At 67.6% G+C, this 26,975-nt stretch carries 22 protein-coding genes; 12 read left to right on the forward strand and 10 right to left on the reverse strand.

Annotated elements, in window-relative coordinates; translation table 11 throughout:
- Positions 1–75 precede the first annotated feature (75 nt).
- The 3 genes from DWV11_RS02325 to DWV11_RS02335 are packed head-to-tail and all read left to right on the forward strand — an operon-like array spanning position 76 to position 2,239.
- Positions 76–864 (forward strand): alpha/beta hydrolase, encoded by a 789-nt coding sequence (locus DWV11_RS02325; RefSeq protein ID WP_115787290.1) that lies wholly within the window; start codon positions 76–78, stop codon positions 862–864.
- Positions 861–1,688 (forward strand): alpha/beta hydrolase, encoded by an 828-nt coding sequence (locus tag DWV11_RS02330; RefSeq protein WP_115787291.1) that lies wholly within the window; start codon positions 861–863, stop codon positions 1,686–1,688. The genes DWV11_RS02325 and DWV11_RS02330 overlap by 4 nt, the downstream gene beginning before the upstream one ends.
- Positions 1,685–2,239, forward strand: a complete 555-nt coding sequence (locus tag DWV11_RS02335; protein ID WP_115787292.1) for a hypothetical protein — start codon at positions 1,685–1,687, stop codon at positions 2,237–2,239. The genes DWV11_RS02330 and DWV11_RS02335 overlap by 4 nt, the downstream gene beginning before the upstream one ends.
- Before the next feature lie 37 nt (positions 2,240–2,276).
- Here DWV11_RS02335 and DWV11_RS02340 read toward each other — a convergent pair whose 3' ends face one another.
- A complete protein-coding gene (locus DWV11_RS02340; protein WP_425452037.1) occupies positions 2,277–3,401 on the reverse strand; it encodes an ROK family glucokinase in 1,125 nt (374 codons plus the stop codon).
- Positions 3,402–3,603: 202 nt separating this feature from the next.
- Between DWV11_RS02340 and DWV11_RS02345 the strand changes: the two genes are divergently transcribed.
- Positions 3,604–5,412 carry an AMP-dependent synthetase/ligase gene (locus tag DWV11_RS02345; RefSeq protein ID WP_115787294.1) on the forward strand — a complete coding sequence of 603 codons (1,809 nt, stop codon included), beginning with the start codon at positions 3,604–3,606 and terminating at the stop codon, positions 5,410–5,412.
- A 68-nt stretch (positions 5,413–5,480) separates the two neighbouring features.
- Here the strand turns inward: DWV11_RS02345 and DWV11_RS02350 are convergent, their stop codons facing one another.
- Positions 5,481–8,876 (reverse strand): pyruvate carboxylase, encoded by a 3,396-nt coding sequence (locus tag DWV11_RS02350; protein ID WP_115787295.1) that lies wholly within the window; start codon positions 8,874–8,876, stop codon positions 5,481–5,483.
- A 304-nt stretch (positions 8,877–9,180) separates the two neighbouring features.
- Here DWV11_RS02350 and DWV11_RS02355 point away from each other — a divergent pair, with 304 nt between their 5' ends.
- Entirely contained in the window at positions 9,181–10,029 is an 849-nt protein-coding gene (locus DWV11_RS02355) for a ParA family protein (RefSeq protein WP_115787296.1), read from the forward strand.
- A 91-nt stretch (positions 10,030–10,120) separates the two neighbouring features.
- Here the strand turns inward: DWV11_RS02355 and DWV11_RS02360 are convergent, their stop codons facing one another.
- The 5 genes from DWV11_RS02360 to gcvH all read right to left on the reverse strand — a co-directional run bounded on the left by DWV11_RS02360 (position 10,121) and on the right by gcvH (position 13,193).
- Positions 10,121–10,714 carry a MerR family transcriptional regulator gene (locus tag DWV11_RS02360; RefSeq protein ID WP_115787297.1) on the reverse strand — a complete coding sequence of 198 codons (594 nt, stop codon included), beginning with the start codon at positions 10,712–10,714 and terminating at the stop codon, positions 10,121–10,123.
- A gap of 240 nt (positions 10,715–10,954) precedes the next feature.
- A complete protein-coding gene (locus DWV11_RS02365) occupies positions 10,955–11,458 on the reverse strand; it encodes a bifunctional nuclease family protein (RefSeq protein ID WP_115787298.1) in 504 nt (167 codons plus the stop codon).
- A complete protein-coding gene (ftsR, locus tag DWV11_RS02370; protein ID WP_115787299.1) occupies positions 11,458–12,180 on the reverse strand; it encodes a transcriptional regulator FtsR in 723 nt (240 codons plus the stop codon). Before ftsR ends, DWV11_RS02365 begins: the two co-directional genes overlap by 1 nt.
- A 17-nt stretch (positions 12,181–12,197) precedes the next feature.
- Positions 12,198–12,674, reverse strand: a complete 477-nt coding sequence (locus DWV11_RS02375; protein ID WP_115787300.1) for an FHA domain-containing protein — start codon at positions 12,672–12,674, stop codon at positions 12,198–12,200.
- A 132-nt stretch (positions 12,675–12,806) separates the two neighbouring features.
- Positions 12,807–13,193 (reverse strand): glycine cleavage system protein GcvH, encoded by a 387-nt coding sequence (gcvH, locus tag DWV11_RS02380; RefSeq protein WP_115787301.1) that lies wholly within the window; start codon positions 13,191–13,193, stop codon positions 12,807–12,809.
- Between the two features lie 160 nt (positions 13,194–13,353).
- On the opposite strand from gcvH, the gene DWV11_RS02385 reads away from it, so the two are divergent.
- The 3 genes from DWV11_RS02385 (at position 13,354) to DWV11_RS02395 (ending at position 15,514) form a co-directional block, all read left to right on the forward strand.
- Complete coding sequence (locus DWV11_RS02385) at positions 13,354–14,292, forward strand: DNA-formamidopyrimidine glycosylase family protein (RefSeq protein ID WP_115787302.1); 939 nt, start codon at positions 13,354–13,356, stop codon at positions 14,290–14,292.
- 21 nt (positions 14,293–14,313) lie between these two features.
- Complete coding sequence (locus tag DWV11_RS02390; RefSeq protein ID WP_210725647.1) at positions 14,314–14,961, forward strand: hypothetical protein; 648 nt, start codon at positions 14,314–14,316, stop codon at positions 14,959–14,961.
- Between the two features lie 106 nt (positions 14,962–15,067).
- Entirely contained in the window at positions 15,068–15,514 is a 447-nt protein-coding gene (locus DWV11_RS02395) for a MarR family winged helix-turn-helix transcriptional regulator (RefSeq protein WP_115787303.1), read from the forward strand.
- Here DWV11_RS02395 and DWV11_RS02400 read toward each other — a convergent pair.
- Positions 15,511–15,858: a zinc ribbon domain-containing protein YjdM gene (locus tag DWV11_RS02400; RefSeq protein WP_115787352.1), complete on the reverse strand. Its 348-nt coding sequence runs from the start codon at positions 15,856–15,858 to the stop codon at positions 15,511–15,513. The genes DWV11_RS02395 and DWV11_RS02400 overlap by 4 nt on opposite strands.
- Before the next feature lie 185 nt (positions 15,859–16,043).
- Here DWV11_RS02400 and DWV11_RS02405 point away from each other — a divergent pair, with 185 nt between their 5' ends.
- From DWV11_RS02405 to DWV11_RS02420, 4 genes are read left to right on the forward strand one after another with little or no spacing between them, the layout of a single operon-like run.
- A complete protein-coding gene (locus tag DWV11_RS02405) occupies positions 16,044–17,246 on the forward strand; it encodes an MFS transporter (RefSeq protein ID WP_115787304.1) in 1,203 nt (400 codons plus the stop codon).
- Positions 17,247–17,277: 31 nt separating this feature from the next.
- Positions 17,278–17,688, forward strand: a complete 411-nt coding sequence (locus DWV11_RS02410) for a GlcG/HbpS family heme-binding protein (protein ID WP_115787305.1) — start codon at positions 17,278–17,280, stop codon at positions 17,686–17,688.
- Positions 17,689–17,745: 57 nt separating this feature from the next.
- Positions 17,746–18,306, forward strand: a complete 561-nt coding sequence (locus DWV11_RS02415; protein WP_115787306.1) for a hypothetical protein — start codon at positions 17,746–17,748, stop codon at positions 18,304–18,306.
- Positions 18,303–21,116, forward strand: a complete 2,814-nt coding sequence (locus tag DWV11_RS02420) for an ATP-binding cassette domain-containing protein (RefSeq protein ID WP_115787307.1) — start codon at positions 18,303–18,305, stop codon at positions 21,114–21,116. Before DWV11_RS02415 ends, DWV11_RS02420 begins: the two co-directional genes overlap by 4 nt.
- A 6-nt stretch (positions 21,117–21,122) precedes the next feature.
- Here the strand turns inward: DWV11_RS02420 and metH are convergent, their stop codons facing one another.
- Both metH and DWV11_RS02435 read right to left on the reverse strand, forming a co-directional pair.
- On the reverse strand, positions 21,123–24,746 hold the full coding sequence (gene metH, locus DWV11_RS02425) for a methionine synthase (RefSeq protein ID WP_115787308.1): 3,624 nt from the start codon (positions 24,744–24,746) through the stop codon (positions 21,123–21,125).
- A gap of 502 nt (positions 24,747–25,248) precedes the next feature.
- Entirely contained in the window at positions 25,249–26,940 is a 1,692-nt protein-coding gene (locus tag DWV11_RS02435; protein ID WP_115787310.1) for a multicopper oxidase domain-containing protein, read from the reverse strand.
- Positions 26,941–26,975: the final 35 nt, after the last annotated feature.

Below are 26,975 nucleotides of genomic sequence, written 5' to 3' on the forward strand. Positions count from 1 at the left end.
CGGACGCGTCGCCCCGGCGCTCAATTGCCACCCTACTCCTGTGTGAATTTTGCGGAAGAGTGACACGATGGACTCATGACGGAAAGCAGCGTCCCGGACAGTCCCCGGCCGTTCCGGTATGCCGGCCACGGGGACAACGCGCGCACCGGAATCGCTCTCTGCCATGGATTCACCGGCAGCCCCCTCAGCGTCCTGCCGTGGGCCGAACACCTCGCCGCCCTGGGCTTCGCCGTTACGGTCCCACTACTGCCGGGGCACGGCACGGATTGGCGGGACCTGGCCCGGACGTCCTGGAAGGACTGGTACGGGACGTTCGAGGGGAGCTACCTGGAGCTGGCAGGCCGGACCTCCCGCTGCTTCGTGGCGGGCCTGTCCATGGGCGGCGCGGTGGCGCTGCGTGCCGCAGCCCGGCACCCGGTGGCGGGGGTCGTCGTCGTGAATCCCGGCCTCAGCTTCTATGACCGGCGGGTCCGGTACATCGGCGCCCTTAAGCACGTCATGCGCACCACGGCACCGGTCGAGGAAGAAGACCCGACGGCGGCGCCCACCGACGATGGCGACTATTCCCGCACGCCGCTGGCAGCGGTCCACGAGCTCAAGAAACTGTTCCGTTCCACCGCCCGCTCGCTTCCGGCGATCACGGCACCGGCACTGGTGTTCAAGTCGGCGCAGGACGCCGTGGTGCCACCAACTTCCCTGGCGATGATCAGTAAACGCATCGGGAGCAAGGAGCTGCGCGTCGTGCCGCTGCCGCACAGCGGGCACGTCGCGACGCTCGACCTCGACGCACCACTGATCCTCGAAGAATCCGCCGCCTTTTTCCTGCGGCACGCCGCCCACAGAGTAGCCTCGGAGTCATCATGACCACTCTCCCCGATTTTTCGCCGTTCACGAGCAACTTCACCGGTTCCGGCCCCAGCGTCGGGGTGGTGATGTGCCACGGATTCACGGGCAGCCCGCACGGCATGCGGCCGTGGGCGCGGTACCTCGCCGAGGAGGGCTTCGCCGTCCGGTTGCCGCTGCTTCCAGGCCACGGCACTACGTGGCAGGACATGGCGACGCGGCGCTGGCAGGAGTGGCACAACGCTGTTGATGCCGCCTACCTGGAGCTGCAGGCCGAATGCGACTACGTGTTCGCCGCGGGGCTCTCGATGGGCGGGGCGCTGGCGCTGCGGATCGGGGCCACCCGCCCGGTCGCCGGAACGATCGTGATCAATCCGGGCCTGGTGATCGATGACCCGCGCGCGGCCGTGGTGGGCATCCTCAAGCATGTCCTCAAGACCACCCCGCCCATCGCCAACGACATCCGCAAACCCGGCATGGACGAAGGTGCCTACCCCCGCACCCCCGTGGCCGCGGGCCACGAGCTGAAGAAGCTGTACAAGGACACCCTGGGACTGCTTCCCCGGATTTCCGCGCCGGTGCGGGTGTTCCGCTCCTCCGTTGACCATGTGGTGTCCGACGCCAGCATCCGGCAGCTGCGGCGCCTCGTGACGGCCCCCGTGGAGCTGACCATCCTGGAGAACAGCTACCACGTGGCCACCCTGGACAACGACGCGCCGGGAATCTTCCAGGCCTCCGCGGAGTTCATCCGGAAGACCGTTGCCGAACTGACCACGGAGGACCCCGGCGCCGCGCTGGAGGACTCTGCCCTTGAAGAATCCGGACCCGAAGGACGCCACCAATGAACAGGCCGGGGCCCGATTCCGCGGACCAGAGCGCAAACAAGGACGACGACGCCGTCTGGCTCGACCTCGTGGCCAGGCTCGAGGCCATGCCGGACGAGATCCTTGAAGACCTCCCGGACACCACCAACGACGTCCCCGGTGATGGCCCCGGCGACCTTCCCGGCAGCCGTGCGGATGCGGCCGGCCCGGGCTTGCGTCCCAGCAGGTTCAGCGACTACGACCCGCTGGGGCTCTCCCGGGCCCTTTCGGACGCAGCGGACTCCGGTGACGCCCTGCCCGGCGGGCCGCGCGACTACGAGGCGGCCGACGACGGCGGGGCATTCGTTCCGGAGGATCCGCCCAGCCTGGCAGGAACCGAGCCCCTGACGATGCTGGCCTGGGTGGGCGCCATGGGCGGCCCCCTCGCCTTGTTGTTCACAGCGATGTTCTGGCGTTCGGCGCCCCTGCCGGCCATCCTCGGCATGGTCGCGGCGTTCCTGGCTTCGGTGGTCTACCTCATCATGCGGCTTCCCCGCGAGAAGGACGACTCCGACAACGGCGCCCGCGTCTAAGCCGGGTTGCCTGGCCGCCTAGCCCTGGCCTGGCCGCCTAGCCCTGCATCCTGCCGCTGACCCGTGAGAGGTCGGCCGCGCCGATCATCCCGGCGCGCGGGCCGAGCTCGGCCAACCTGATCTCCGCCGGCGGACGGAATCCGCGGCCGGTGAGGTTGCGTGTGAATGCCTGCCGGGCCGGCCCTACCAGCAGTTCACCGGCGTCGCACAGGCCGCCGCCGATCACGAACGTCCCCGGATCGAGCGCGGCAGCAAGGTTGGCCAGGCCCAGGCCCAGCCATTGCCCGACTTCCTCCAGCAGTTCCCTGGACGCCGGATCGCCGGCCTTCGCCAGCTGGGAAACCGTCAGCCCGGTGATGTCGTCCACCACGCCCCCGCTGGCCTTCAGCAGCTCGTAGGCCAAGGGGGACTTCCGGCGCGCGAGTTCCCGGGCTTCCCGGCCCAGCGCGTTTCCCGAAGCATACTGTTCCCAACAGCCCCGGTTGCCGCATTCGCAGCGGTGCCCGCCGGGCACAGCCACTTGATGGCCGAACTCCCCGGCAACCCCGAACCGCCCGCGTTCCAGCCGGCCGTCCATCACCATGGCGCCGCCGATGCCGGTGCCCAGCGTGATGCACACCAGGCGGCTCTCGCCGCGTCCGGCCCCGAAACGCCATTCCGCCCAGCCGGCGGCATCGGCGTCGTTGGTCAGGAGGACCGGCCTGCGCAGGAGCTTTTGCAGATTGTCCCGCAGCGGCTCATTGCGCCAGGCGAGGTGCGGGCTGAACAGCACGGTGCCGCCGTCGAGATCCATCCAACCGGCCGCGCCTATCCCAAGGGAGGCAATCCGGTGATGTTCGCCGAGTTCCTGCACCAGTTCCACGATGACGCGTTCCACGGCGCGCGGATCGCTTCCGGGCGTCTCACGGCGCCGCTCCTCAAGGACCCTGCCCTCGGCGTCGACGACGCCGGCGGCCACTTTCGTGCCGCCGATGTCGATTCCAATCGCCAGTCCCCGCCGTCCCAGCCGGGAGTGCCCGGCGGACGCGGCCACCCTCCTCTCCTGCCCGGGAGCGCAGGACGCGGCCCCTTTCCGGACAGGACCACGACGGCGGACGGCGGCGGAAGCGGGCCAGGGCGCCTTCCGCATCCTGGACCCGCTTGGCGGTGAGGTTCTCAGCATCCCGCCATCCTATTCCCGGTGCGGGGTATCCGCCGGGATCGGAGGGTGGGAAAGCAACACGTCCAAACGCCTGTGCATTGGCGGATTTCCGGGCTTCGCCGTAAAGTTACTCGCCAGTAGGTGAACTCGGACACACCCGGACAACGGGCGTATTAGAGTTAGAGCAGCCCTGTTTTGGTCTGTTGATATCAAAGGAGCTATCGTGCGTGAAGTCAGTGTTCCGCCCCTTGTAAATGTTGCCCCTGAAACCAACATCACGGACCTCGTGATCCGGCAGGCAAACAAGCCGTCCAACCCCGCACTCTTCGCCAAGCTGGACGGCGCCGGCCAGTGGCAGGACATCCACGCACGCGAGTTCCTCGCTGATGTGTCCGCCCTGGCGAAGGGCCTGATCGCCAACGGCGTACAGGCCGGTGACCGGGTGGGCATCATGTCCCGCACCCGCTACGAATGGACCCTGGTGGACTTTGCCATCTGGTTCGCCGGCGGCATTTCGGTCCCGATCTACGAAACGTCCTCGCCCTCGCAGGTCGCCTGGAACCTCGGCGACTCCGGCGCCGTGGCGGCCTTCGCCGAGGCGGCGCACCACGAGGACATCATCCGGCAGGCCGTGGCCGGTCAGGACCTGGGCACCGTGGCCAATGTCTGGCAGCTGGAAGGCGGCGGACTGGACCTGCTGCGCAGCGCCGGTACCGGCGTCAGCGACGAGGAACTGGAATCCCGCCGCAGCAAGGCGGTGCTCGCTGACACCGCCACCATCATCTACACCTCGGGCACCACCGGCCGGCCCAAGGGCTGTGAACTGACGCACGGCAATTTCGTGGAACTGTCCGAGAACGCGCTGGCTTCCCTGGGCGACGTCGTCAACGAGCACGCCCGGACCATCATGTTCCTGCCGCTCGCCCACGTGTTCGCCCGCTTCATCTCGGTCCTGGCCGTCGCCGCCGGCGCGCAGGTGGCCCACACCCCGGACATCAAGAACCTGCTCTCGGACCTCCAGAGCTTCAAGCCGTCCTTCATCCTGGCGGTGCCGCGGGTCTTCGAGAAGGTGTACAACTCGGCGCTGAGCAAGGCCGAGGACGGCGGCAAGGGTGGCATCTTCCACAAGGCCGCGGACACCGCGATCGCCTACTCCAAGGCACGCCAGGCCGGGTCCATCGGCCTGGGCCTGCGGCTCCGGCACGCGCTGTTCGACCGCCTCGTCTATGGCAAGCTCCGGGCGGCCATGGGCGGCCAGGTCGCGCACGCGGTCTCCGGCGGCGGCCCGCTGGGGGAACGCTTGGGCCACTTCTTCCAAGGCATCGGCCTGCAGATCCTCGAGGGGTACGGACTGACGGAGACCACTGCCCCGGTGTCCGTGAACACCCCCTCGCTGATCAAGATCGGCACCGTAGGCGCTCCCCTGCCGGGCAATGCGGTCAGGATCGCGGACGACGGCGAAATCCTCACCAAGGGCGTTTGCGTCATGAAGGGCTACTACAAGCGCGACGACCTTCTCGCGGAGACGTTCGTGGACGGCTGGTTCCGCACCGGCGACATCGGCGAACTGGACGATCAGGGCTTCCTGAAGATCACGGGCCGCAAGAAGGAAATCATCGTCACGGCCGGAGGCAAGAACGTGGTCCCCGCGCTGCTTGAAGACCAGATCCGGGCCGATGCGCTCGTCTCGCAGGTCCTGGTGCTCGGTGACAACAGGCCCTTCATCGGCGCCCTGGTGACCCTGGACGAGGAAGCCCTTCCCGGCTGGCTGGAACGCCACGGCCTGCCGGCGGGCACCAGCCTCAAGGAAGCCGCCGGCAACCCGGTGGTCCGGGCTGCGGTGCAGGAACTGATCAGCAAGGCCAACCAGTCGGTGTCCCAGGCCGAGGCCATCAAGTCCTTCCGGATTGTCGATTCGGACTTCACCGAGGCGTCCGGCCACCTCACCCCATCCATGAAGGTCAAGCGCGCCCAAGTGATGAAGGACTACGAGACCGTCATCGAGGAAATGTACGCTGCGCCCCGGGCGTAAGCAGAGCCTCAACAAGTGAAAGGACCCCGTCCGGAGAATCCGGACGGGGTCCTTTCACTTACAGAGTGTTACTCGACGACGATCAGCAGGTCCCCGCCCTGGACCTGTTCGACGGCGTTGATGGCCAGGCGCGAAACCTTGCCGGCCACCGGCGTCGTGATGGATGCTTCCATCTTCATCGCCTCGATCGTGGCAACGGTGTCACCGGCGTTGACGGTGTCTCCCACCTTGACGGTCACGGTTACGGCACCGGCGAACGGTGCGGCCACCTGGCCCGGCTGGGAAGGATCGGCCTTCTCGGCGGTCTTGACGTTGCTGACCACCGACTTGTCGCGCACCACCACCGGGCGGGACTGCCCGTTGAGCTTGCACATGACGGTGCGCATGCCCTTCTCGTCGGCTTCGGAGACCGCTTCGAGGGAGGCGATCAGGCGGACGCCCTTCTCCAGCTCGATCACATGTTCGACGCCCCGCTGCAGGCCATACAGGTAGTCCCGCGTGTCCAGCACAGAGAGGTTGCCGTAGCTTTCGACGCTCTTGAGGTAGTCCTTGGTGGGACCGGCGAAAAGCAGCCGGTTCAGGGTGCGGCGGCGGGTGGCGGAATCGGACTTGAGTGCGGCGCTGTCCTCGGCGCTCAGTTCCACGTCCCGCACCTTGATGCTGCGGCCCTGCAGGGCCTTGGTGCGGAACGGCTCCGGCCAGCCTCCGGGAGGATCGCCCAGTTCGCCGGACAGGAATCCAATAACGGAGTCCGGGATGTCATAGTTCTGCGGGTTCTCGTTGAAGTCCGAAGGATCGGCGTTCAGGCCCACCAGGTGCAAGGCAAGATCGCCCACCACCTTGGAGGACGGCGTGACCTTGACCAGGCGGCCGAGGATGCGGTCGGCGGCCGTGTACATGTCCTCGATGGCTTCGAACTGCTCGCCGAGGCCCAAGGCGATGGCCTGCTGGCGCAGGTTGGACAGCTGGCCGCCCGGGATCTCGTGCTGGTAGACGCGGCCTGTCGGGCCCGGAAGTCCGGACTCGAACGGTGCGTAGACGCGGCGCACGGCCTCCCAGTAGGGTTCCATCGCGCTGACCGATGCCAGGTCCAGGCCGGTGTCCCGCGGCGTGTGGGCCAGGGCAGCCACGAGCGCGGATGCCGAAGGCTGGCTGGTGGTTCCGGCGAGCGAGGCGGAGGCGGCATCGACGGCGTCGACCCCTGCGTCCACGGCTGCCAGCAGGGTGGCCAGCTGGCCGCCCGCGGTGTCGTGGGTGTGCAGGTGCACCGGCAGGTCGAAACGCTCACGCAGGGCCGAGACCAGCTTGGCTGCAGCGGCGGGGCGCAGCAGGCCGGCCATGTCCTTGATGGCGAGGATGTGCGCGCCGGCGTCCACGATGCGCTGGGCCAGCTCAAGGTAGTAGTCGAGCGTGTAGAGCTTCTCCTCCGGGTCCAGCATGTCGGCCGTGTAGCAGAGGGCGACCTCGGCGACGGCGGTGCCGGTGGCACGGACCGCCCGGATGGCCGGGGCCATCTGGTTGACGTCGTTCAGCGCGTCGAAGATGCGGAAGATGTCGATGCCCGTGGCTGCAGCCTCGTTGACGAACGCTTCAGTGACTTCCTCCGGGTACGGGGTGTAGCCCACCGTGTTGCGGCCGCGGAGCAGCATCTGGAGACAGACGTTGGGCAAGGCCTTCCGCAGGGCGGCGAGGCGGTCCCAGGGGTCTTCGCCGAGGAAGCGGAGCGCGACGTCGTAGGTGGCGCCGCCCCAGGCTTCGACCGAGAGCAGCTGCGGTGTCAGTGCTGCCACCGCGGGAGCAGCGGCCACGAGGTCGCGGGTGCGGACGCGGGTGGCCAGCAGGGACTGGTGCGCGTCGCGGAAGGTGGTGTCCGTGACGGCGACGGCGGTCTGCTCGCGCAGTGCCTTGGCGAAGCCTTCGGGGCCGAGCTCGAGCAGCCTCTGCCGGGACCCTGCCGGGAACTCCTTGCCGTCCACGGCGGGCAGCTTGGCGGCCGGGTCCGAGTGCACCTTCAGTTCGCCGTTGGGCTTGTTGACGGTGACATCAGCAAGCCAGGTCAGCAGCTTGGTGCCGCGGTCGGCGGAGACCCGGGACTTGAGCAGTTCGGGGCGTTCGTCGATGAAGGAGGTGGCGACGTTTCCGGCCACGAAGTCCTCGTCGTCGAGCACGGCCTGCAGGAACGGGATGTTGGTGGAAACACCGCGGATGCGGAACTCGGCCAAGGCGCGGCGGGCGCGCTTGACGGCGGCCGGGTAGTCGCGGCCGCGGCAGGTGAGCTTGACCAGCATGGAGTCGAAGTGCGGGCTGATCTCGGCACCGGAGTAGACAGTGCCGCCGTCGAGCCGTACACCGGCACCGCCGGCGGAGCGGTAGCCGGTGATCTTTCCGACGTCGGGGCGGAAGCCGTTGGCCGGGTCTTCGGTGGTGATGCGGCACTGCAGGGCGGCACCCTTGATGAAGACGGTGTCCTGGCTGAGGCCAAGATCGGCGAGGGTTTCCCCGGCGGCGATGCGCATCTGGGCCTGCACGAGGTCCACGTCGGTGATTTCCTCGGTGACCGTGTGCTCCACCTGGATGCGCGGGTTCATCTCGATGAAGACGTGCTGGCCCGCACGCTCGCCGGCGGTGTCCACGAGGAACTCCACGGTGCCGGCGTTGACGTAGTTCAGGGCCTTGGCGAAGGCGACGGCGTCGCGGTACAGCGCCTGGCGGATGGAGTCGTCCAACTGCGGGGCCGGGGCGATCTCGATGACCTTCTGGTGGCGGCGCTGCAGCGAACAGTCGCGCTCGAAGAGGTGCATGACGTTGCCCTCGGCGTCGGCGAGGATCTGCACCTCGATGTGGCGCGGGCGCAGCACGGCCTGCTCCAGGAACATCGTGGGGTCGCCGAATGCGGCGTCGGCTTCGCGCATGGCGGACTGCAGGGCCTCGGGCAGGGCCTCGCGGGTCTCGACGCGGCGCATGCCGCGTCCACCACCGCCGGCAACCGCCTTGGCGAAGATCGGGAAGCCGATCTCGTCCGCGGCGGCGATCAGCTCGTCGATGTCACGGGAGGGCGCGCTGGACTTAAGGACCGGAACACCTGCCTTGCGGGCCGCCTCGAGCGCGGCCACCTTGTTGCCGGCGAGTTCCAGGACCTCGGCAGGCGGGCCTACGAAGGTGATGCCTTCGGCCTTGGCAGCGCGGGCGAGGTCCGGGTTCTCGGACAGGAAGCCGTAACCCGGGTAGATGGCGTCCGCTCCGGCCTCCTTGGCGACCCTGACGACTTCCGCAACGTCCAGGTAAGCGCGGACCGGGTGGCCCTCTTCACCAATAAGGTAGGCCTCGTCGGCTTTCTGCCTGTGGATCGAGTTTCGATCCTCATAAGGGAAAACCGCTACAGTCTTGGCGCCCAGCTCATAGCCGGCGCGAAAGGCACGGATCGCGATTTCGCCGCGATTGGCCACCAGAATTTTGGAAAACATACTTCTCCTGCATCATTGCGGGTGTAACCGGTCGGTGGTCACAGTGTGTAAGAACGGCCCGGACAAACACAAATCTTTGTGTCGACCATCACAATGGCGGCCGTCACGTGAAGTCCACCTTCGCTCGCAACCCCCTCGAGCATGCTATTGAACGGCCCACGGCGGGCCCCGGGAACGGCGAAGCCGTGAATCCCCGGCCGGTCCACATAGAATGTTCTGGGGCGTCAGCCAGGCCCCCGTTCCGGCGGGGCCGGGACACTCACCACAGCTACACGGCAACCGGCGTTAGGTTTTGGGTTTTCAAGTGCAAGTAGTCAGCATCAGCAGCCTCAAGGGCGGCGTGGGCAAGACCTCAGTAACGACGGGACTCGCATCGGCGGCTCTGGCTGCCGGCATTCCCACCCTGGTTGTGGACCTTGATCCCCACGCGGACGCAACCACCGCACTGGGTGTCCAGCCCGCCGGGCAGCTCGACATCGGGCGGATGCTCAAGAACCCCCGCAAAGCGCGCCTGAACGAGAACGTGGCGGCGAGCGGCTGGGTCGGCCAGATTCCGGAGAACACAGCCCCGGCCGGATCCGGTTCCCCCGCCACGGGCAACGGCCACGCCGTCCTGGATGTCGCCGTCGGCTCTGCGTTCACGGGCATCTACGACCGCCCTGACCTCGGACGCCGCGACCTCCGCCGCCTTTCGGCGGTGCTTGCCGGTGCCGGTGCCTACCAGCTCGTCCTGGTGGACTGCCCGCCGTCGCTGAACGGGCTTACCCGCATGGCGTGGAACGCGAGCAACCGCGTGGTCCTGGTGGCCGAGCCGGGCCTCTTCTCCGTGGCCGGCACGGAACGCACGATGCGCGCCATCCAGCTCTTCCGCCAGGAGTTCGCCCCGCAGCTGGCACCGGCGGGCATCGTTGCGAACCGCGTGCGGAGCGGCTCCTCCGAGCACGGGTTCCGTCTCGCCGAGATGGAATCGATGTTCGGCGAGCTCCTGCTGACCCCGCACATCCCCGAGCAGGCGAACTGGCAGCAGATCCAGGGTGCCGCGCACGCCGTGCACCACTGGCCCGGCGATTCGGCCAAGGGCACCGCAAAGCTTTTCGACACGCTTCTGGAGAACCTGCTCGCCTCGAACGGCTTGCGGGAACGCCGCCGCTGATCCTGTTCGCCGCTAAGCCTGATTCTTGACCAACAGGGAAAGCCGCCTCCCAATGGAAGGCGGCTTTCCTGTTGTCTGGGGCCGTTTCCGGCTAGCCGGTGCGGCGGGCTGAGCGGCGCTTGCTGAGTTCGTCGTCGGGGAAGGCCTGCTCGGCGGCGTGTTCGCTGGGGAGTTCGGCGAGGCTGCCTTCCACTTCGCGCCAGACACGTCCGACGGCGATGCCGAAGACGCCCTGTCCGCCCTGGACGAGGTCGATCACCTCGTCCGCGGAAGTACATTCGTAGACACTTGCGCCGTCACTCATCAGGGTGATCTGCGCGAGGTCCTCGACGCCGCGCTCACGCAGGTGTTCGACGGCGGTGCGGATCTGCTGGAGGGAAACCCCGGTGTCCAGGAGTCGCTTCACGACCTTCAGGACCAGAATGTCCCGGAAACCGTAGAGCCGCTGCGATCCGGAGCCGGCGGCGCCGCGCACGGCGGGCTCGACCAGGCCGGTGCGTGCCCAGTAGTCGAGCTGACGGTAGGTAATGCCCGCAGCCTTGCACGCGGTGGGGCCACGATAGCCTGCGTCTTCGTCGAGGACGGGCAGGTCCTCGGTGAAAAGAAGACCCTGGGCACCGCTAGCGGGCGCAGCAACACCAATCGAGGCCTGCTTCAGCTCGCCTGCTTCGCCTTTGGGACTCACGTGACCCTCCTTGTCCGAAGTTCCCTTGGGGATGGTGCATACATATGCCACACGGATGGAACGTCAAACGTGTAATTTCAGACGTATCCGCACTCTCCAGTGTGGGCCACGCCTGCTGCGCATGCAACGGGAACTTGATACCTCCGACGTTAGGCGCGCGAGGGCCCAAGGTCAAAGACGCTTGGGGCAATTTCACGTCGTGTCGAAACTTTCACCTTCGACTTTAACGTTAGGAAGCCGTCAGCCTTCGAAGTCTTCGGGTTCCACATCGTCGAGGAACTCACGGAAGCGGCGCATCTCGCGCTCTTCGTCCACGCTGGGGCCCGGCCCGGTCTCTTCCCCTTCGTCGTGTTCGGTGATCCGGACGCCGGCCTCTTCCATCACGGCGTCGGCGCACCAGATGCGGCACTTCGCGCGGAGCGCGAGGGCCAGCGCATCCGAAGCCCGCGAGCTGACGGTGGTGCCGTCGTCGAACTGGAGCTGGCCATAGAAGATGTTGTCCTCGACGGCGACGATATTCACGCTGACGATAGCGTGGCCGAGGGCCTCGACGACGTCGACAAGCAGGTCGTGGGTCATCGGCCGCGGCGGGACGACGCCCTGCTGGGCCAAGGCGATGGCGCTGGCCTCGGGCGTGCCGATCCAGATGGGCACATGGCGTTCCCCCTGGATCTCCTTGAGGAGGACCAGCGGCTGGTTGGAGGGGAGCTCGATCCGCACTCCGACAATTTCGACTTCAATCATCAGGATTCCATGCGCGAGATCCGGTCCTGCACCAGGGCCCGGTGCAGGGTGAGGCAAAGTTCACTGATTTCACGTGCCGCTTCCGCCGCACGTGACTGCGAGGCCGCGTCCTTGCGGGACATCAGCGGCGCCACCGCGCGTTCCACCAGCCCGAACTCGCGGTCCGCGGCCGCCTGGAACGGGCGCAGGTGCCTCGGCTCCAGGCCGTGGCTTTCAAGCTGCACGCAGGCGCGGGCCACCTGCAGGGAGTGCTCGTCGAATTTCCCGTTGACGTGGCTGATCAGCCCGAAGTCCAGCAGCGACTGCAGAAGCGGAACGCTGGCGCCGGACTCGGCGCGAAGCTGCTCCTCACTGAGGGCCCGGGCCCTGCCGTGGAGTTCGGCCGCGAGCTCGTCAGAGACGATCCGCGGGGAAACAGTCACGCCCGGCGGAAGGTTCTCCGGGCGTTCTCCGCGGTCGATCGCGTCCAGGTAGTCCTTGATGACCTTCAGCGGCAGGTACTGGTCGCGCTGCAGCGCCAGCACGAAGCGAAGGCGCTCCACATCGCTTTCCGCGTACTGGCGGTACCCCGCGGGGGTCCGCTTGGGGTTGATCAGTCCCTTTTCTTCAAGGAAGCGGATCTTCGACGCCGTCATCGCGGGAAAGTCGTCGCTCAGCTGGGCGAGGACCTCGCCGATGTTCAGGACCTGGGGTCCACGCCGTTCCGGCTGGGCAAGTGCCACAGGCAGGTACTCCGGATTCAGGCCCGCCCTGCAGCGCGCGCAGGGCTCAGGTAGAAGGTGAGTCGGAACTTGCCGATCTGGACTTCACTGCCGTTCTTCAGCTGCACGCTGTCCACACGGTCGTGGTTGACATAGGTGCCGTTGAGGCTGCCGGTGTCCACCACTTCGAAGCCGCCCGGGGTGCGGTGGAATTCGACGTGCTTGCGCGACACGGTGACATCGTCGAGGAAGATGTCGGCGTCCGGGTGACGTCCCGCCGTCGTACTGTCCGAGTCCAGCAGGAAACGGGCACCGGCGTTCGGACCGCTGTGGGCGATCAGCAGCGCGGACCCCGGGGGCAGGGCATCCACGGCCGCGCGCTCTTCGGCGAGCAGCCGCGGGGTGACACCGGGTTCGCTGCTGACAGGGGTGAGCTGGATCGAGGTGGTCTCCGACGTCGGCTGATCCAGTCCTTCGGACCGGCCCGGGACCGGGTTCTGTTCGCCGCCAACCATGGAAATCCTCCTCATCCGCCGGCGCCCCCAAAAGACACCGGTTCGCTTCTGCCCGGTTCCGCCGGGCCAAACGGGTTGCTGGTCCAGCCGGTTCACCCTTGCGGGGGAACCGGCGTGCCGGACCAGATGGTTTTAGCCTACCTGCTGTTCGTACTCAGATGCACTGAGCAGCGACTCAACGGCGTCGGCTTCCGCGAGCTTGATCTCCAGGAGCCAGCCTTCGCCGTAGGGATCGGAGTTGATCAGGGCGGGATCGCTGTCCAGCGCGTCGTTCCGGGCGATGACTTCGCCGCTTACCGGGGCGTAGATGTCGCTGACGCTCTTGGTGGACTCGACCTCGCCTACCACCTCATTGCCGGTGATGGTGGTGCCGGGTTCGGGCATCTGGACGTAGACGACGTCACCCAGGGCGTCCTGCGCAAAGTCGGTGATACCAATGCGGACGACGCCATCGGCGTTGGGGGCAGCCACCCATTCGTGCTCGGCGGTGTAGGAGAGGTCGGCAGGAATGTTGCTCATCGGTCGCCTTTCATCAGGACGTTGAGGACCACGACGGCGGAGCAGGGTTCCAGCCGCCGCTGAAAGTATAGGCACATTCCTCCCGCCTCCCCAGGGTCTCTGGGATGATGGGCGCAAGAGGGTCCGCCCTGCCAGAAAGTTCCCTTGGAGGAGCATCGCCATGCCTGAACTTCCAGAACTCACGGCCCTGGCCGCCTACCTCGACGCCCGGCTGGCGGGCGCCACGGTGGTGAGCGTCCAGTTCCCCACCGCCTTTGCGTTGAAGAGCACGGGTTTCGATCCGGACATCCTGGTGGGGCGGTCCGTCAGACGTGTGCACCGGCATGGCAAGTTCCTGGTGTTCCAGACGTCGGCGGCCACCGATTCAGCCGAATACGCGGACGAAGGCGGCGCGTTGAGCATCGTGGTCAGCTTCGCCAAGGCCGGCTGGCTGCGTTTGTCCGCAGAGCTTCCCGAGATCAAGGACGCTCCGGAGCCGGAGCCCGGGAGCAAGTCCGCTCCGGGATACATTTCTGCCCGTTTCGGCTTCAGCAACCACGGCACGGACTTCGAAGTGGAGCTCACGGACGCGGGCAGGTGGAAGGGCCTGGCCGTTTTCATCGTGCATGACCCCGAGGACGTACCCGGCGTCGCGGAACTCGGGCCGGAAGCGCTCGACCCGGGTTTCACTCTCGAGGAATTCTCCCGCTTCTTCGCCTCCAAACAGCGGATCAAGGACATCATCAGGGACCAGAAGCGGATCGCGGGCATCGGCAACGGCTACAGCGACGAGATCCTGCACGCCGCCAAACTCTCGCCGCTGGCAGCAGGCGCATCCTTGGACCCGGAATCGGTGGGCAGGCTCTATACGTCCATGCGCCAGGTCCTGGGGGACGCCACCGAAGCGCTGGAGGGGCTCGGTCCGGACAAACTGAAGGCCGCCAAGAAGGCGTCGATGGCGGTCCACGGCCGCACCGGCGAGAGCTGCCCCGTCTGCGGCACCACCATCCAGGAACTGGCGTATGTGGGGACGTCCTTCCAATACTGTCCGGGCTGCCAGAGCGGCGGGGAGATCCTCGAGCGGCCCGCGGCCCGCGGCAGCATGGAGGACGGTGAATGATCCTCTGCCATGATGGGAGCCATGACAGAACAAGCGCCGGTATCCCCTAAGAAAAAAGGCAACTGGGGCGCCAAGATCATCCTGATACTTGTCGCGTTGGTCTTCGCCGTCATCTCCTACTTCGCCCTCGCCGCTTTTCTTCCCCGCTGGTGGTCCCAGACCATAGGGCAACAGGTCAACGGCAGCATTTCCGCCGGGATCCTGGCCGGGATGTTCTATGGCTTCGTCTTCACCTTCGCCGCGGCCCTCGTCGCGTTGATCGGGCTGAACAGGAAGGTCGGCTGGCCTTTCAAGATCGCCCTCGTGGTGCTTGGCGTCGCGATCTCGACACCGAACCTGCTGACCCTCTCCATCGCCCTCGGCAGCAGCAACGGCGCCCACGCCGGTGAGCGGGTGCTCGACGTCGACGCTCCCGGCTTCCGCACGGCCTCGCTCGTCGCGGCAATCGCCGGGTTCGTGGCGGCGGTGGTGTTGGTGGTCCTGGTCCAGATGTGGCGCAGCCGCGGAAAGAAGATGAAGGTACTCCAGCGGGCCGAGAGGGACCGGCTCCAGGCGGAAAAGGAAGCGGGGCAGGCGGCAGCCGGCAGGCCGACGTCGGGCAGTGTCAGCCCCGGTGACCCCACGCCCCGGAGGACAGACGGTCCGGACGGTATCCCGGACCGGCAATAGGCCCCTCCTTAGCCCGGGCTGGATGTGCGGCGCACGTCGCCGTAGGATATTAGTTGCATGCGCTGCATATATGGTTGCGCGCCCTATCGGCAGGAGTTACGGGAACATGGGCATCAAGGACGACGCCGTCGAAGTCCGGGCGCAGGGCTGGCGGACGCTTGCCGCACTGCACGGAACCATCGAGGCAGCCCTGGAGAAGGCGTTGCAGTCGGCCGCCGGGTTGTCGGTGGTGGAGTACACCGTGCTCGATGCCCTCAGCCGCCAGGACGGCTGGCACATGCGCATGCAGCAACTGGCGCGCGCCACGGCCCTGTCGAGCAGCGCCACCACGCGCCTGGTCAACCGCCTCGAAGACCGCGCGCTGCTCACCCGGATCCTCTGCGCGGACGACCGTCGCGGAATCTACACCGAGCTGACGGACGCCGGGCAGAAGCTGTTGCTGGCCGCCCGGCCAGTGCATGACGAGGCTTTGGAAAAGGCCCTCGAAGAGGCCGGAGCCGTACCGGAACTCGAACCGCTAGTGCGGGCGCTGGGCGCCCTGCAGGCGGTCTAAGCTTTCTTCACCACGCTCGACTTGAGCTGCATCGGACCGAAGCCGTCCACCTTGCAGTCGATGTCGTGGTCGCCGAAGCCGTCCACGAGGCGGATGTTGCGGACCTTCGTGCCCACCTTGATGGGCGCTGAGCTGCCCTTGACCTTCAGGTCCTTGATGATCGTGACAGTGTCGCCGTCGGCAAGCACGTTGCCCACGGCATCCTTGATGAGCTTCTCCCCCGGGTCGTCACCTTCGGCCGCGGGCTCCCACTCATGGCCGCATTCGGGGCAGACGAGCAGTGCACCCATCTCATAGGCGTATTCGCTGGAACATTCCGGACAAGGCGGCAGGGATTCACTCACCATCCAAGGATACCCGGGGATACCCGGCCGCCTGCGCCTCCGCGCCGGGCAGCGCGCCCGCATAGGCAGGGGACGCATGTCACAAAGTAGTTGCTTGCGCTTGTTATTTGCGTGTGCAACTATATATTCATCGGCGAAATAACCAGCGCCTGCAACTACTTTCCCAGTGTAACAGGAGACCCCTCATGCCTCTCGGCTTACTCGCACTCGCCATCGGCGCGTTCGGCATCGGCCTGACCGAATTCGTCATCATGGGCCTGCTGCCCGAGGTGGCCGCGGACTTCGCGGTGACCGAGGCTGCCGCCGGATGGCTGATTTCCGGATACGCCCTGAGCGTCGTTGTCGGCGCCCTGCTGCTGACGGCGGCCACCACCAGGCTCCCGCGCAAGGCCGTGCTGCTGAGCCTGGTCGTGCTCTTCATCGTGGGCAACGCGCTCACCGCCTTGGCAGGCGACTACGGTGTGGCGATGATCGGCCGCATCATCGCCGCCCTCTGCCACGGCGCCTTCTTCGGCATCGGCTCCGTGGTTGCCGCGAGCCTGGTCGCCCCGGCCAGGAAGGCCGGCGCCATCGCCATCATGTTCACCGGCCTCACCGCCGCGAATGTGCTCGGCGTCCCCTTCGGCACCTTCATCGGCCAGCAGTTCGGCTGGCGCGCCACGTTCTGGGCCATCTCCGGGATCGGCGTCCTGGCCTTCATCGGCATAGCGGTCCTCGTTCCCGTGCTGCAGAAGTCCGGCGTGCAGGTCAGCCTCCGCAGTGAATTGAAGGCCTTCCGCTCCGGCCAGGTGTGGCTCTCCCTCCTCGTGACGGTCCTCGCCTACGGCGGCATGTTCGGCGCCTTCACCTACATCGCCTATACGCTCACCGAGGTCAGTGGCTTCGCCTCCGGCTCCGTGCCGTGGCTGCTGGTGCTCTTCGGCGCCGGCCTGGTGGTGGGGAACTGGCTGGGCGGACGCCTCGCTGACCGCTCCATCGACGGGACCCTCATCTTCTTCATCGCCGCCCTGATCGTGGTCCTTGGCCTGTTCGGCCTGTTCGCGGGTTCCCAGCCGGCCACCATCGTTGCCCTGTTCCTCATGGGCGGCTTCGGCTTCGGCACTGTTCCGGGCCTGCAGAGCCGCATCATGATCTACGCGGGCCAGGCACCCACCCTCGCCTCCGGCGCCAACATCGGCGCCTTCAACGTGGGCAACGCCCTCGGAGCCTGGACCGGCGGCCTCGGCATCGCAGCCGGCCTCGGCTACACCTCCCCCATCTGGATCGGCACGGTCATCACTGCCGCCGCCCTGCTCGTCATGGTGATCGCCAAGGCGAGTGCCAAGGACCTGCGTCCTGCGGAAGCCGAGGCGCCCGCCGTCGACGAATCCGCCGTCGCTGCTCACTAACTAACGACCCCCTATCCACAAGGAGAACACCATGGCTGCACACCACCTGACCGCAACGGACGCCGAACTGCTGATCACGACGGCCCGCGAAGCTGCCGCAGCCGAGGGAGTCAACGTCAGCATCAGCGTGCTCGACGCCGGCGGCCACCTGCTGGCGTTCCGCCGGGACGATCAGGCGCTGCTGATCTCGGGCGAGACGAGCACGCGCAAGGCCTACACGGCGGTGCAGCTGAACGCGGCAACGGCCGACGTCGTGGACGCGGTGAAGCCCGACGGCCCGTTCCACACCCTCGCCACCGCCCTGGACCGCCCGCTGCTGTTCATCGCCGGCGGCATCCCGGTACACCGGGACGGCCGGCTGGTGGGCGCGATCGGCGTCGGCGGCGGCGCCCCGGAACAGGACCACTCGTTCGCGGCTGCGGCCGTGGCGAGGCTCGGGTAAATCGTCACACAACGCCACGGCTCCAGCCGGGGACAGGCAACGTCCTACCCTTGACAGGTGACATTGACTAAATTCCGCACCGCCGCCGCGAGCTCCCTCGCCGCCGCTGGTCTCCTGCTTTCCCTCGCCGCCTGTTCCACGCCGGCTGCCACCCCGTCAGCAAGCTCCGCCCCTGCGTCCTCGACTGCGGCTTCTTCCGCCGCCGCGTCCGAGCCCTGCACGGGCGTGAAGGTCATCATCGACTCGAGCGCCCTGAAGAACGGCCCGGCTGATCCGGCCCCCGCCTGCGTGTCCGTGGACGGTCCGACCCTCGCCTCGAAGGTGCTCGACGAAGCAAAAGTGAAGACAGAAGGCACCGAGGCCTACCCGAAGGAAGTGGTGTGCCGCGTGAACGGGGTCCCGGCCGCTGACTTCGACATCGCCCACAAGGGCGGCACGTACAAGGAAGAATGCAAGAAGATGCCCGCCGCCTTCGCCTACTGGTCCGTCTGGGTCAAGCCGGCCACGGGCGCCTGGGCCTACGCCCAGGAAGGCCTCGCCACCCTGAAGGTCAGCCCGGGCCAGAGCCTGGAACTGCTCTACGCGGTCGACGGCGCACCGACCACTCCGAAGGCGTGACCTTTCGACCCGCGCCGTTACGCGCAGGGGCGGCTCTCGCCGCCGTATTCATCGCGGCGCGGGTCATCTACCGCATCCTTTTCAACGGGGCGGGCACCGGTGACACGGTATGGCTGGACATGCCGGCTATCCAGTTGCCTGCCCCCTACGCGCATGTGATCGTCCTCGGCCCGGTCACAGCAGAAGGGTTGTGGGCGGCAGTCGTGTCCGCCCTGCCGATCGCCGGCATCATCTTTGGCTTCGGCCTGCTCAACTCCGTGGTGGACGTGGCCCGCGGCTTCGTGGTCCTGGCCCGTGGCGGCCCTTTGCAGGGCATGGCACGGATGCTGGTGGTGGCTTGGGCGGCGCTCCCGGCACTTTCCGAGGCCGTGGGCTCCGTGCGCCTGGCCTTCCGTCTGCGGGGCGAACGCTTCGGTGCCCGCGCGCTCGTTCCCGTGCTCGAGCGCACCCTCGAACACGCCAGCCGGGTCGCCGCAGCCTTGGAGCTGCGCGGATTCGGGAGCCGGGCAGCACGCCGGCCCGGCCCCGGCAACGAGGCGCCCCTGCTCGTCCGGAACGCTGAGTTCCGCATTGCCGACGCGCGGGTGCGCGTCGCCGACCTCGCTCCCCCGCCCGGGTCCGTCAATGTGATCACCGGGCCCACCGGCTCCGGCAAGTCCACCATCCTGCGGGGACTGGCCGGCCTCCTTTCCCACGTCGACGGCGGAGACACCTCCGGCACGGTCCGCGTCGGCGGGACTGACCGGGCCGCCGCCCCGCCACGCGACACTGCCCGCCTCATCGGCGTCGTCCTCCAGAACCCACGCGCCGCTTTCGCCACCACCAGGGTCCGTGACGAAATCGGTCTCGCGCTGGAACTGCGCGGGGTGGCCCCCGGCGACGCCAAGGCCCGGGTGCTGGAAGTCGCCGGGCGCATCGGTGTGACGGCGCTGCTGGACCGGAACCTCAGCACCCTCTCGGCAGGTGAGGCGACGCTCGTGGCCATCGCCGCCGCCGTCGTCGAGCATCCGCTCCTGCTCCTGGTCGACGAACCGCTGGCCGACCTCGATACCGTGGCCCGCGAACGCGTCATCACGGTGCTCAGCACGCTCGCCCATGAGGCGGGCGTCTGCGTCATCGTGGCGGAGCACCGGGCTGAAGCCCTTGTACCCGTTGCCGATGCGTGGTGGAGCATCGACGACGGCGCCCTGGTGCCGGGCATGCCCCCCTCTCCTTCGGCGGCGCCCGCCGCCCGTCCGGCTTCCGCGCCGGCTGCTGGGCACGCACCCGTGCTGACCGCGACACAGCTCTCGGTGCACCGCGCGGGCAAGCCGCTGGTGCGCGACGCCTCCCTGACCTTGCACCGCGGCGAGGTGGTGGCCCTGGTGGGGCCGAACGGTGCCGGGAAGTCGTCCCTGCTCGTGGCACTCGCCCTCGGCGAAGGCACGCGCGGAGGAACGCCCGACGGCGGCCGGGCCGCCGCCGCCCGTACCGCGTTGGTCCCGGACGCCTCCGACGACCTCTTCACGAGGGACACCGTGGCGGCCGAGCTCCGCGCGGCCGACCGGCGGGTGCAGCGAAAGCATGGACTGGCCTCTGGCGGTGCCGCCTCACGCCTGGTCCGCTTACGGGGCGACGCCCGGATTCCGATGGAGCGCGAGCATCCCCGGGACCTCTCGGCGGGAGAGCGCAGGATCCTTGCCATCGCGTTGCAGACCACCGACAGCCCGGACGTCCTACTCATCGACGAACCGACGCGCGGCCTCGATCCCGCGGCTCGCACAGCGGTCTCGGCGGCGCTGCGGGCGGCAGCGGACGACGGCGCCGCGGTCCTGATCGCCACCCACGACCTCGATTTCGCCCACGGCCTGGGCGCCCGGATCCTTCCCATGCGCGACGGCATCGCGCCCTCACCGGAACCGGTTCCGGCACCCGAAGCAGCCGTTTCCGCCACCCGGGAGCCGGCTGCCGCCGGACAGGGTGCTGCTTCGGTGTGGGTGCGCGACCCGGCGTGGGCGCGCGACGCGCAGACCGAGCTTCGCGCCGCGGTGCGGGGGCGGCACGTCCGCTTGCCACGGGCCACCGAGCTCACGGTCCTCGCGGCCGCGAACCTTGTGGCCCTGGCGTCTTTCTGCTGGCCGCTGCTTGCCGCGGCCCTGCCGGAGGATGCCGCGGCGTCACTCCCCTACGCCGCGCTGGCCATCGCACCCCTGGCCGCCGTCGCCGTCGTGGTGTCCCTCGACGGTTCGGTGCGCTCCGCCCACACGGTCGCACTGCTCGGGGTGCTGGCCGCCGTCGGCTCCGTGGTCCGGGTGGCGAGCACCGGCGTCGGGGGCGTGGAGGCGGTGTTTATCCTGCTGATCCTGGCCGGCCGTGCTTTCGGCGCCCGCTTCGGCCTGCTCCTGGGCGCCGCGACGATCGCCCTCTCGAGTGCGTTGTGGGGCGGGATCGGGCCGTGGTCGCCGTTCCAGATTTTCGCCTGTGCGTGGGTGGGCGCCGGGGCCGGCCTGCTCCCCCGCCTGGTCCGCGGGAAGGCCGAGCTATGGATGCTGTGCGGCTACGGCATCGTCTCGTCCTACCTGTTCGGCCTGCTGACCAATCTGTGGTTCTGGCCGTTCGCTGTCGGCGCCGGCACTGGGATCTCTTATGTTCCCGGCGCTCCGCTGGGCACCAACCTCAGCAGCTTCCTGCTCTACTCGCTGCTGACCTCGACCGCCGGTTGGGACACCTTGCGCGCCGCCACCACGATCATCGGAATCAGTGTGGTGGGGCGCGCAATTCTCGCCGCCCTGCGGCGGGTGAAGCCGGTCAGAAGTCCTGCCAGGCCCTGACGTACCTCAGACCTTGAAGTACTTCGCCTCCGGGTGGTGGAAGACGAAGGCATCGGTGGACTGTTCGGGGTGCAGCATCAGTTCGTCGCTGAGGACCACGCCCATGCGTTCGGGCTTCAGCAGTTCCACCACCTTGCGGCGGTCCTCCATGTCCGGGCACGCGGGGTAGCCGAGCGAGAACCGGGCGCCGCGGTAGTCCAGTTTGAACAGCCCGGCCTTGTCCTTCGGCTCCTCGGCGGCGAAGCCCAGCTCCGAGCGGACGCGCGCGTGCCAGAACTCGGCGAGCGCCTCGGTGAGCTGCATGACCAGGCCGTTGAGCTCGTAGTAGTCGCGGTAGTGGTTTCCGGCGAACAGCTCCGCCGTCACTTCATCGATCTTGTTGCCGGCGGTCACCAGTTGCACCGGCAGGACGTCCACCTGCCCCGCTTCGCGCGAGCGAACGAAGTCGGCGAGGCACAGGTGCCGGTCGCGGCGCTGGCGCGGGAAGTCGAAACGCAGGCGCTCGGAGCCGATCGGGCCGCCTGAACCACCATCGGGAGCGAGCAGGCCCGCAGTGCCGAGGACGCCGTCGCGGTCTTCGCCGTGGTGCAACACCACCACCTGCTCCCCCTCGGACACCACCGGGAAGTAACCGTAGGCGACAGAGGCGTCGAGCATGCCTTCGCCGAGGATGCGGTCCAGCCAGTACCGCAGGCGCGGCCGGCCTTCGCGCTCCACCAGTTCCTCGTAGGAGGCACCGTCCTCGCCGCGGCCGGGCTTGAGCCCCCACTGGCCCATGAACGTGGCGCGTTCATCGAGGTACGCTGCGAAGTCGGCGAGCGCCACGCCGCGCACGATGCGCGTGCCCCAGAACGGCGGCGCGGGCACGTGGTTGTCGGCGGCCACGTCCGAGCGGCCGGGCATGGCTTCCGGTTCGGTCAGGGTGAGCGTCCCGCCCTTCTTGTGGTGGCGCTTCTTGAGTGCGGGCAGGCCGACTTCTGCGGGGTCTTCCCCGCGCGCGACGCGCACCAGGGGCTCCATGAGGGCCAGTCCCTCGAAAGCGTCCTTGGCGTACCGGACCTCGCCTTCGAACTGCCCGGCCAGGTCGCTTTCGACATAGGCGCGGGTCAGCGCCGCACCGCCGAGGATGACCGGCCACTTCTTAGCGAGGCCGCGGGACTGCAGTTCCTCCAGGTTTTCCTTCATCACCACGGTGGACTTCACGAGCAGCCCGGACATGCCGATCACGTCCGCGTTGTGCTCCTCCGCGGCGGCGATGATGTCGGCAATCGGCTGCTTGATGCCGAGGTTGATCACCTTGTAGCCGTTGTTGGTGAGGATGATGTCCACCAGGTTCTTGCCGATGTCGTGCACGTCGCCGCGCACGGTGGCGATCACCATGGTGCCCTTGCCGGAGGAATCCGACTTCTCCATGTGCGGTTCGAGCAGGGCGACCGCCGTCTTCATGACCTCGGCGGACTGCAGCACGAACGGCAACTGCATCTCACCGGCGCCGAAACGCTCACCGACCACCTTCATGCCTTCGAGCAGGTGGTCGTTGATGATGCCGAGCGCGGTCATGCCTTCGGCGCGGGCCAGGTCGAGGTCCTCTTCGAGGCCCTTGCCTTCGCCGTCAATGATGCGCCGCTGCAGCCGCTCGCCCGTGGGCAGCGCCGCGAGTTCGGCGGCCCGCTGGTCGCGCAGGGCAGCGGTGTCGACGCCGGCGAACATGTCCAGCATGCTGGCGAGCGGATCGTACGTGACGTTGCCGTCGGCGTCGTATTCGCGGCGGTCCCACACGAGGTCCAGGGCCACCTTGCGCTGTTCCTCCGGGAGGGAGGCGAGCGGCACGATCTTCGCGGCGTCGATGATGCCGCTGGTCAGGCCGGCTTCCGCGGCTTCGTGCAGGAATACGGAGTTCAGGACGATGCGCGCGGCCGGGTTGAGGCCGAAGGACACATTGGAGACGCCGAGCGTGGTCTGGATGCCCGGGTACTTCGTGGTGATCTGGCGGATGGCCTCGATGGTTTCGATGCCGTCGCGGCGGGTCTCTTCCTGGCCGGTGGCGATGGGGAAGGTGAGGCAGTCGACGATGATGTCTTCGACCTTCATTCCCCATTCGCCCACCAGGGCGTCGACGAGGCGCGAGGCGATGGCCACCTTGCCCTCGGTGGTACGGGCCTGGCCCTGTTCGTCAATGGTCAGGGCGATCACGGCGGTGCCGTGTTCCTTCACGAGGGGCATGATGCGGGCGAAACGGCTGTCCGGTCCGTCGCCGTCCTCGTAGTTGACGGAGTTGACCACCGGGCGCCCGCCGATGAGTTCGAGGCCGGCCTGCAGCACGGGCGGTTCAGTGGAGTCGATGACGAGCGGGAGCGTGGAGGCCGAGGCGAAGCGGGAGACGACTTCCTTGATGTCGGCGACGCCGTCGCGCCCCACATAGTCGATGCAGACGTCGAGCAGGTGGGCGCCGACGCGGATCTGCTCGCGGGCGATGTCGACGCAGTCGTCCCAGCGCTCTTCGAGCATCGCTTCGCGGAACGCCTTCGAGCCGTTGGCGTTGGTGCGCTCACCGATGGCGAGGTAGGAGGACTCCTGGTCGAAGGACACGTGCTGGTAGAGGGACGCGATGCCGGGGTCCTGTTCGCTCGGCACCCGGCCGCCGGCGCCTTCGGCGCGGAAGGGCGCAAGGCGTTCGACGACGGCGGCCATGTGTTCCGGCGTCGTACCGCAACAGCCGCCCACCAGGCCCAGGCCGAATTCGCGGACGAACTGTTCGTGCGCGGTGGCGAGTTCGGCGGGCGACAGCGGATAGTGCGCGCCGTTGGCGCCAAGAATGGGCAGGCCGGCGTTGGGCATGCAGGCGATCGGCACGGTGGACTGCTTGGAGAGGTGGCGCAGGTGTTCGCTCATCTCGTCAGGGCCGGTGGCGCAGTTCAGGCCGATGGCGTCGACGCCGAGCGGTTCCAGGGCGGTGAGCGCGGCGCCGATTTCCGAGCCCATCAGCATGGTTCCGGTGGTCTCGACGGTCACCTCGACGAAGATCGGGAGGCGGACGCCGCGGGACACGATGGCCTGCTTACAGCCGTTGACGGCGGCCTTGGTCTGCAGGAGGTCCTGGCTGGTTTCGATGAGGAAGGCGTCCGCGCCGCCGTCGATGAGGCCTTCGGCCTGCAGGGCGAAGGTCTGCTTGAGGTAGTCGTACGTGGTGTGCCCGAGGCTGGGGAGCTTGGTGCCGGGGCCCATGGAGCCCAAGACCCAGCGGGTGCGGCCGTCTGTTTTTTCTGCCTCTTCCGCCCGTTCGCGGGCGATCTTGGCGCCCTTGAGTGCCAGTTCCGCGATCCGGTCATCGATGCCGTAGTCGGAGAGGTTGGACCAGTTCGCGCCGAAGGTGTTGGTCTCGACCGCGTCGATGCCCGTGGCGAAGTACGCGTCGTGGATGTCCGCGATGACGTCCGGCCGCGTGTCGTTGAGGATCTCGTTGCAGCCTTCCAGGTTCTGGAAGTCATCCTCCAGCGAGAGCTCGCGGTCCTGCAGCATGGTGCCCATCGCGCCGTCGGCGATGACGACCCGCTGGTTCACGGCATCCAGAAGGGCTTGGGCGCGAGCGGGACGGGGGACCGAGTCGATATCAAGGGCGAAACGAGGCATAGGACAAGGTTACGGCCGGGGGTTGGTTTGGGTCGGGTTGGTTTCGCTTGGTGACGGGGAGGCGGAGCGGGCCGGCAGTCCGGATGCGTCTTCGGCACCGGCATGTGGCCACGACCAAGAACGTCTATCTGGAGCCGTTGCTGGGGCTCGAGGTGCAGTTCCTGCTCGAGTCCCATGCCGACGGGTTCCAGCCCGGCGGGGTGATGGAGCTTGTCCGAGCCGATCAGCGGTGCGCTTCCTGGACGAGGGCGAGGGGGCGTAGTGGCGCAGCGGGCGTTGCTTCCTCAGTCCGGCCATGAGCCGCCTGAGGCCATATGGTTCGAGGACGGGGCGAAGTCCTCACTCTGCGCCCGGGCCGCCTCTCGTCCGAACCCGCCAGCGGACGCCTCAACGATCACCGGCACCCAGTGGAAGGGCGGCACCGACAATGGGCAGCAACCGCTCGAAACAGAATCCGGCATTGCCCTGTGACCACACTCAGGCTTGACCCGCGGCGCGAAACCTAGGCCACGACGGTGAAAGTCTGCATCATGTCATTGTCCTCGTGCTCGACGATGTGGCAGTGATGGACGTACGTCTGTGGCGTTGTCACGCCGGTGGGCAAGTCGAATTTGCCCCGGATGGTGGTGAAGTAGCCGGGGTTGGCCTTGACGGTGTCCTTGAAGCCTCGCTCTCCGGGCCCGGGCGGCTCCATCGGTCCGGTAGCGAACGGGGTCGGATCAAGCCCGCCGGGAACTCCGGTGCTGGTGCCGTAGGCATCCCGGTAGGCGTCGACATTGAATGGGGTCCGTCCGATCACCTGATGCATGAACAGATGGGTGTGCATGGGGTGCGTGTCTTCCGTGAGGTTGATGTAGACCCAGTCCTCCACCGTGCCCACCTCGGGCGACTCCGCCGTCTCGCCGAAGTGTGCGGCGTTGAGGTTGAGGAACCAGCCGGCAGTCTCCGGGTCCACCTCGTTGAGGGTGATGTAGCGCGTCTTGACCGGTGCGGGCAGATCGGCTTTGCGCCCGGGAAGGGTGGTCGGGACGGTTCTCGGGCCCGGCTGGTTCACCTTTGAGCCGACCCGGATCTGCATGACGGTGCTCAACGACGGAGCGGGGGTCGATACCGGTGAGGAGGGCCTGCTGTTTCTCAGGACGAGGGTTTGGCCGGCGAAGCCGCTGAAGTCCACGAGCACGTCGGCTCGCTCCGCGGGGGCGAGCACGAGCCGTTTCACCGGCACCGGCAGGTCCCAAAGGCCACCCTCTGCGCCGATCTGCACGAGCGATGCCCCGCCCAGTGAGAGGCTGAGGATCCGAGCGTTGCTGCCGTTGAGAATTCGGAACCGGTACAGCCGCGGTTCGACGTTCAAGAACGGCCAGACCTTGCCATTGACGAGCATCACATTGCCGAAATACTCACCGATCCAGGTGACCCCGCCGATGTCGCTGGTCGGATACAGGAACGTCCCGTCTGCGTTGAACCTGCGATCTTGGATGACCAACGGGATCTCATAGGCCCCTCCGGGGATCCCGATCGGATTGGGCTCGGTCCCGGTGTCGAACCCGTCTCGGATGATGTACGCGGCGGCGAGCCCGGCAAAAACGTTCAGTCGCGTGGCACCCAGACCGTGATCGTGGAACCACAACAGCTGCGCTGGCTGCTGCGGCGGCTGGTTCGGGTAGTAGACGGTCTGCGTCTGGCCTGGGCCGAACCCGTTCGCGGTGACCGCAGGGTTGCCGTCGCTGCTGCCCGCGACGAACCCGCCGTGCAAGTGGGTGAGCACCCGCACCTGATTGCCCAGCGGGGTCAACCGGGTGTCGACCGGGATCCATGCCGGATAGTTCTGCGGCAGGTTGTGCGTATAGCTGACCTGCAGCGGAGTACCGCTGTGTGCAACCACCGCCATCCCGAACGAGCCGGCCTGCCCGGTAAGCCCGGACCCGTCGTCGTAGGCCCAAAACGGCGTCGGCGGCAACTCAGGATGCAACTGTCGGCTGATCTGCCTCTGCACGAACGAGTACTGGTTCGCACCGCTCGGGGTGGCCACCACAATCCCCGCCCCGGGTACCGGCACCGGCTGGATGAACTTCTCCAGCTCAAACCCGGATGGGGCAACCGCGATCGCCGGCCCTGTCGCCCTCGGCAAGGCCAGCGCCGCACCCACCCCGGCTCCATACACCAAGAACCGACGCCGGCTGATGTTTGTCATCTCTTCGACCTCCTGTGCGCGAAAGAACGGCCGCT

The sequence above is a fragment of the Arthrobacter silvisoli genome (genome assembly GCF_003369445.1).
Lineage (GTDB): Bacteria > Actinomycetota > Actinomycetes > Actinomycetales > Micrococcaceae > Arthrobacter > Arthrobacter silvisoli.

Bases quoted from the DNA above. Each gene is read 5' to 3' on its own strand.
- DWV11_RS02410 (WP_115787305.1), top strand. From the start codon at position 17,278: ATGGCTGCACACCACCTGACCGCAACGGACGCCGAACTGCTGATCACG.
- DWV11_RS02340 (WP_425452037.1), bottom strand. From the start codon at position 3,401: ATGCTGAGAACCTCACCGCCAAGCGGGTCCAGGATGCGGAAGGCGCCC.
- DWV11_RS02330 (WP_115787291.1), top strand. From the start codon at position 861: ATGACCACTCTCCCCGATTTTTCGCCGTTCACGAGCAACTTCACCGGT.
- DWV11_RS02395 (WP_115787303.1), top strand. From the start codon at position 15,068: ATGGGCATCAAGGACGACGCCGTCGAAGTCCGGGCGCAGGGCTGGCGG.
- DWV11_RS02435 (WP_115787310.1), bottom strand. From the start codon at position 26,940: ATGACAAACATCAGCCGGCGTCGGTTCTTGGTGTATGGAGCCGGGGTG.
- DWV11_RS02375 (WP_115787300.1), bottom strand. From the start codon at position 12,674: ATGGTTGGCGGCGAACAGAACCCGGTCCCGGGCCGGTCCGAAGGACTG.
- DWV11_RS02390 (WP_210725647.1), top strand. From the start codon at position 14,314: ATGACAGAACAAGCGCCGGTATCCCCTAAGAAAAAAGGCAACTGGGGC.
- DWV11_RS02405 (WP_115787304.1), top strand. From the start codon at position 16,044: ATGCCTCTCGGCTTACTCGCACTCGCCATCGGCGCGTTCGGCATCGGC.
- DWV11_RS02350 (WP_115787295.1), bottom strand. From the start codon at position 8,876: ATGTTTTCCAAAATTCTGGTGGCCAATCGCGGCGAAATCGCGATCCGT.
- DWV11_RS02325 (WP_115787290.1), top strand. From the start codon at position 76: ATGACGGAAAGCAGCGTCCCGGACAGTCCCCGGCCGTTCCGGTATGCC.
- DWV11_RS02385 (WP_115787302.1), top strand. From the start codon at position 13,354: ATGCCTGAACTTCCAGAACTCACGGCCCTGGCCGCCTACCTCGACGCC.
- DWV11_RS02335 (WP_115787292.1), top strand. From the start codon at position 1,685: ATGAACAGGCCGGGGCCCGATTCCGCGGACCAGAGCGCAAACAAGGAC.
- DWV11_RS02365 (WP_115787298.1), bottom strand. From the start codon at position 11,458: ATGATTGAAGTCGAAATTGTCGGAGTGCGGATCGAGCTCCCCTCCAAC.
- gcvH (WP_115787301.1), bottom strand. From the start codon at position 13,193: ATGAGCAACATTCCTGCCGACCTCTCCTACACCGCCGAGCACGAATGG.
- metH (WP_115787308.1), bottom strand. From the start codon at position 24,746: ATGCCTCGTTTCGCCCTTGATATCGACTCGGTCCCCCGTCCCGCTCGC.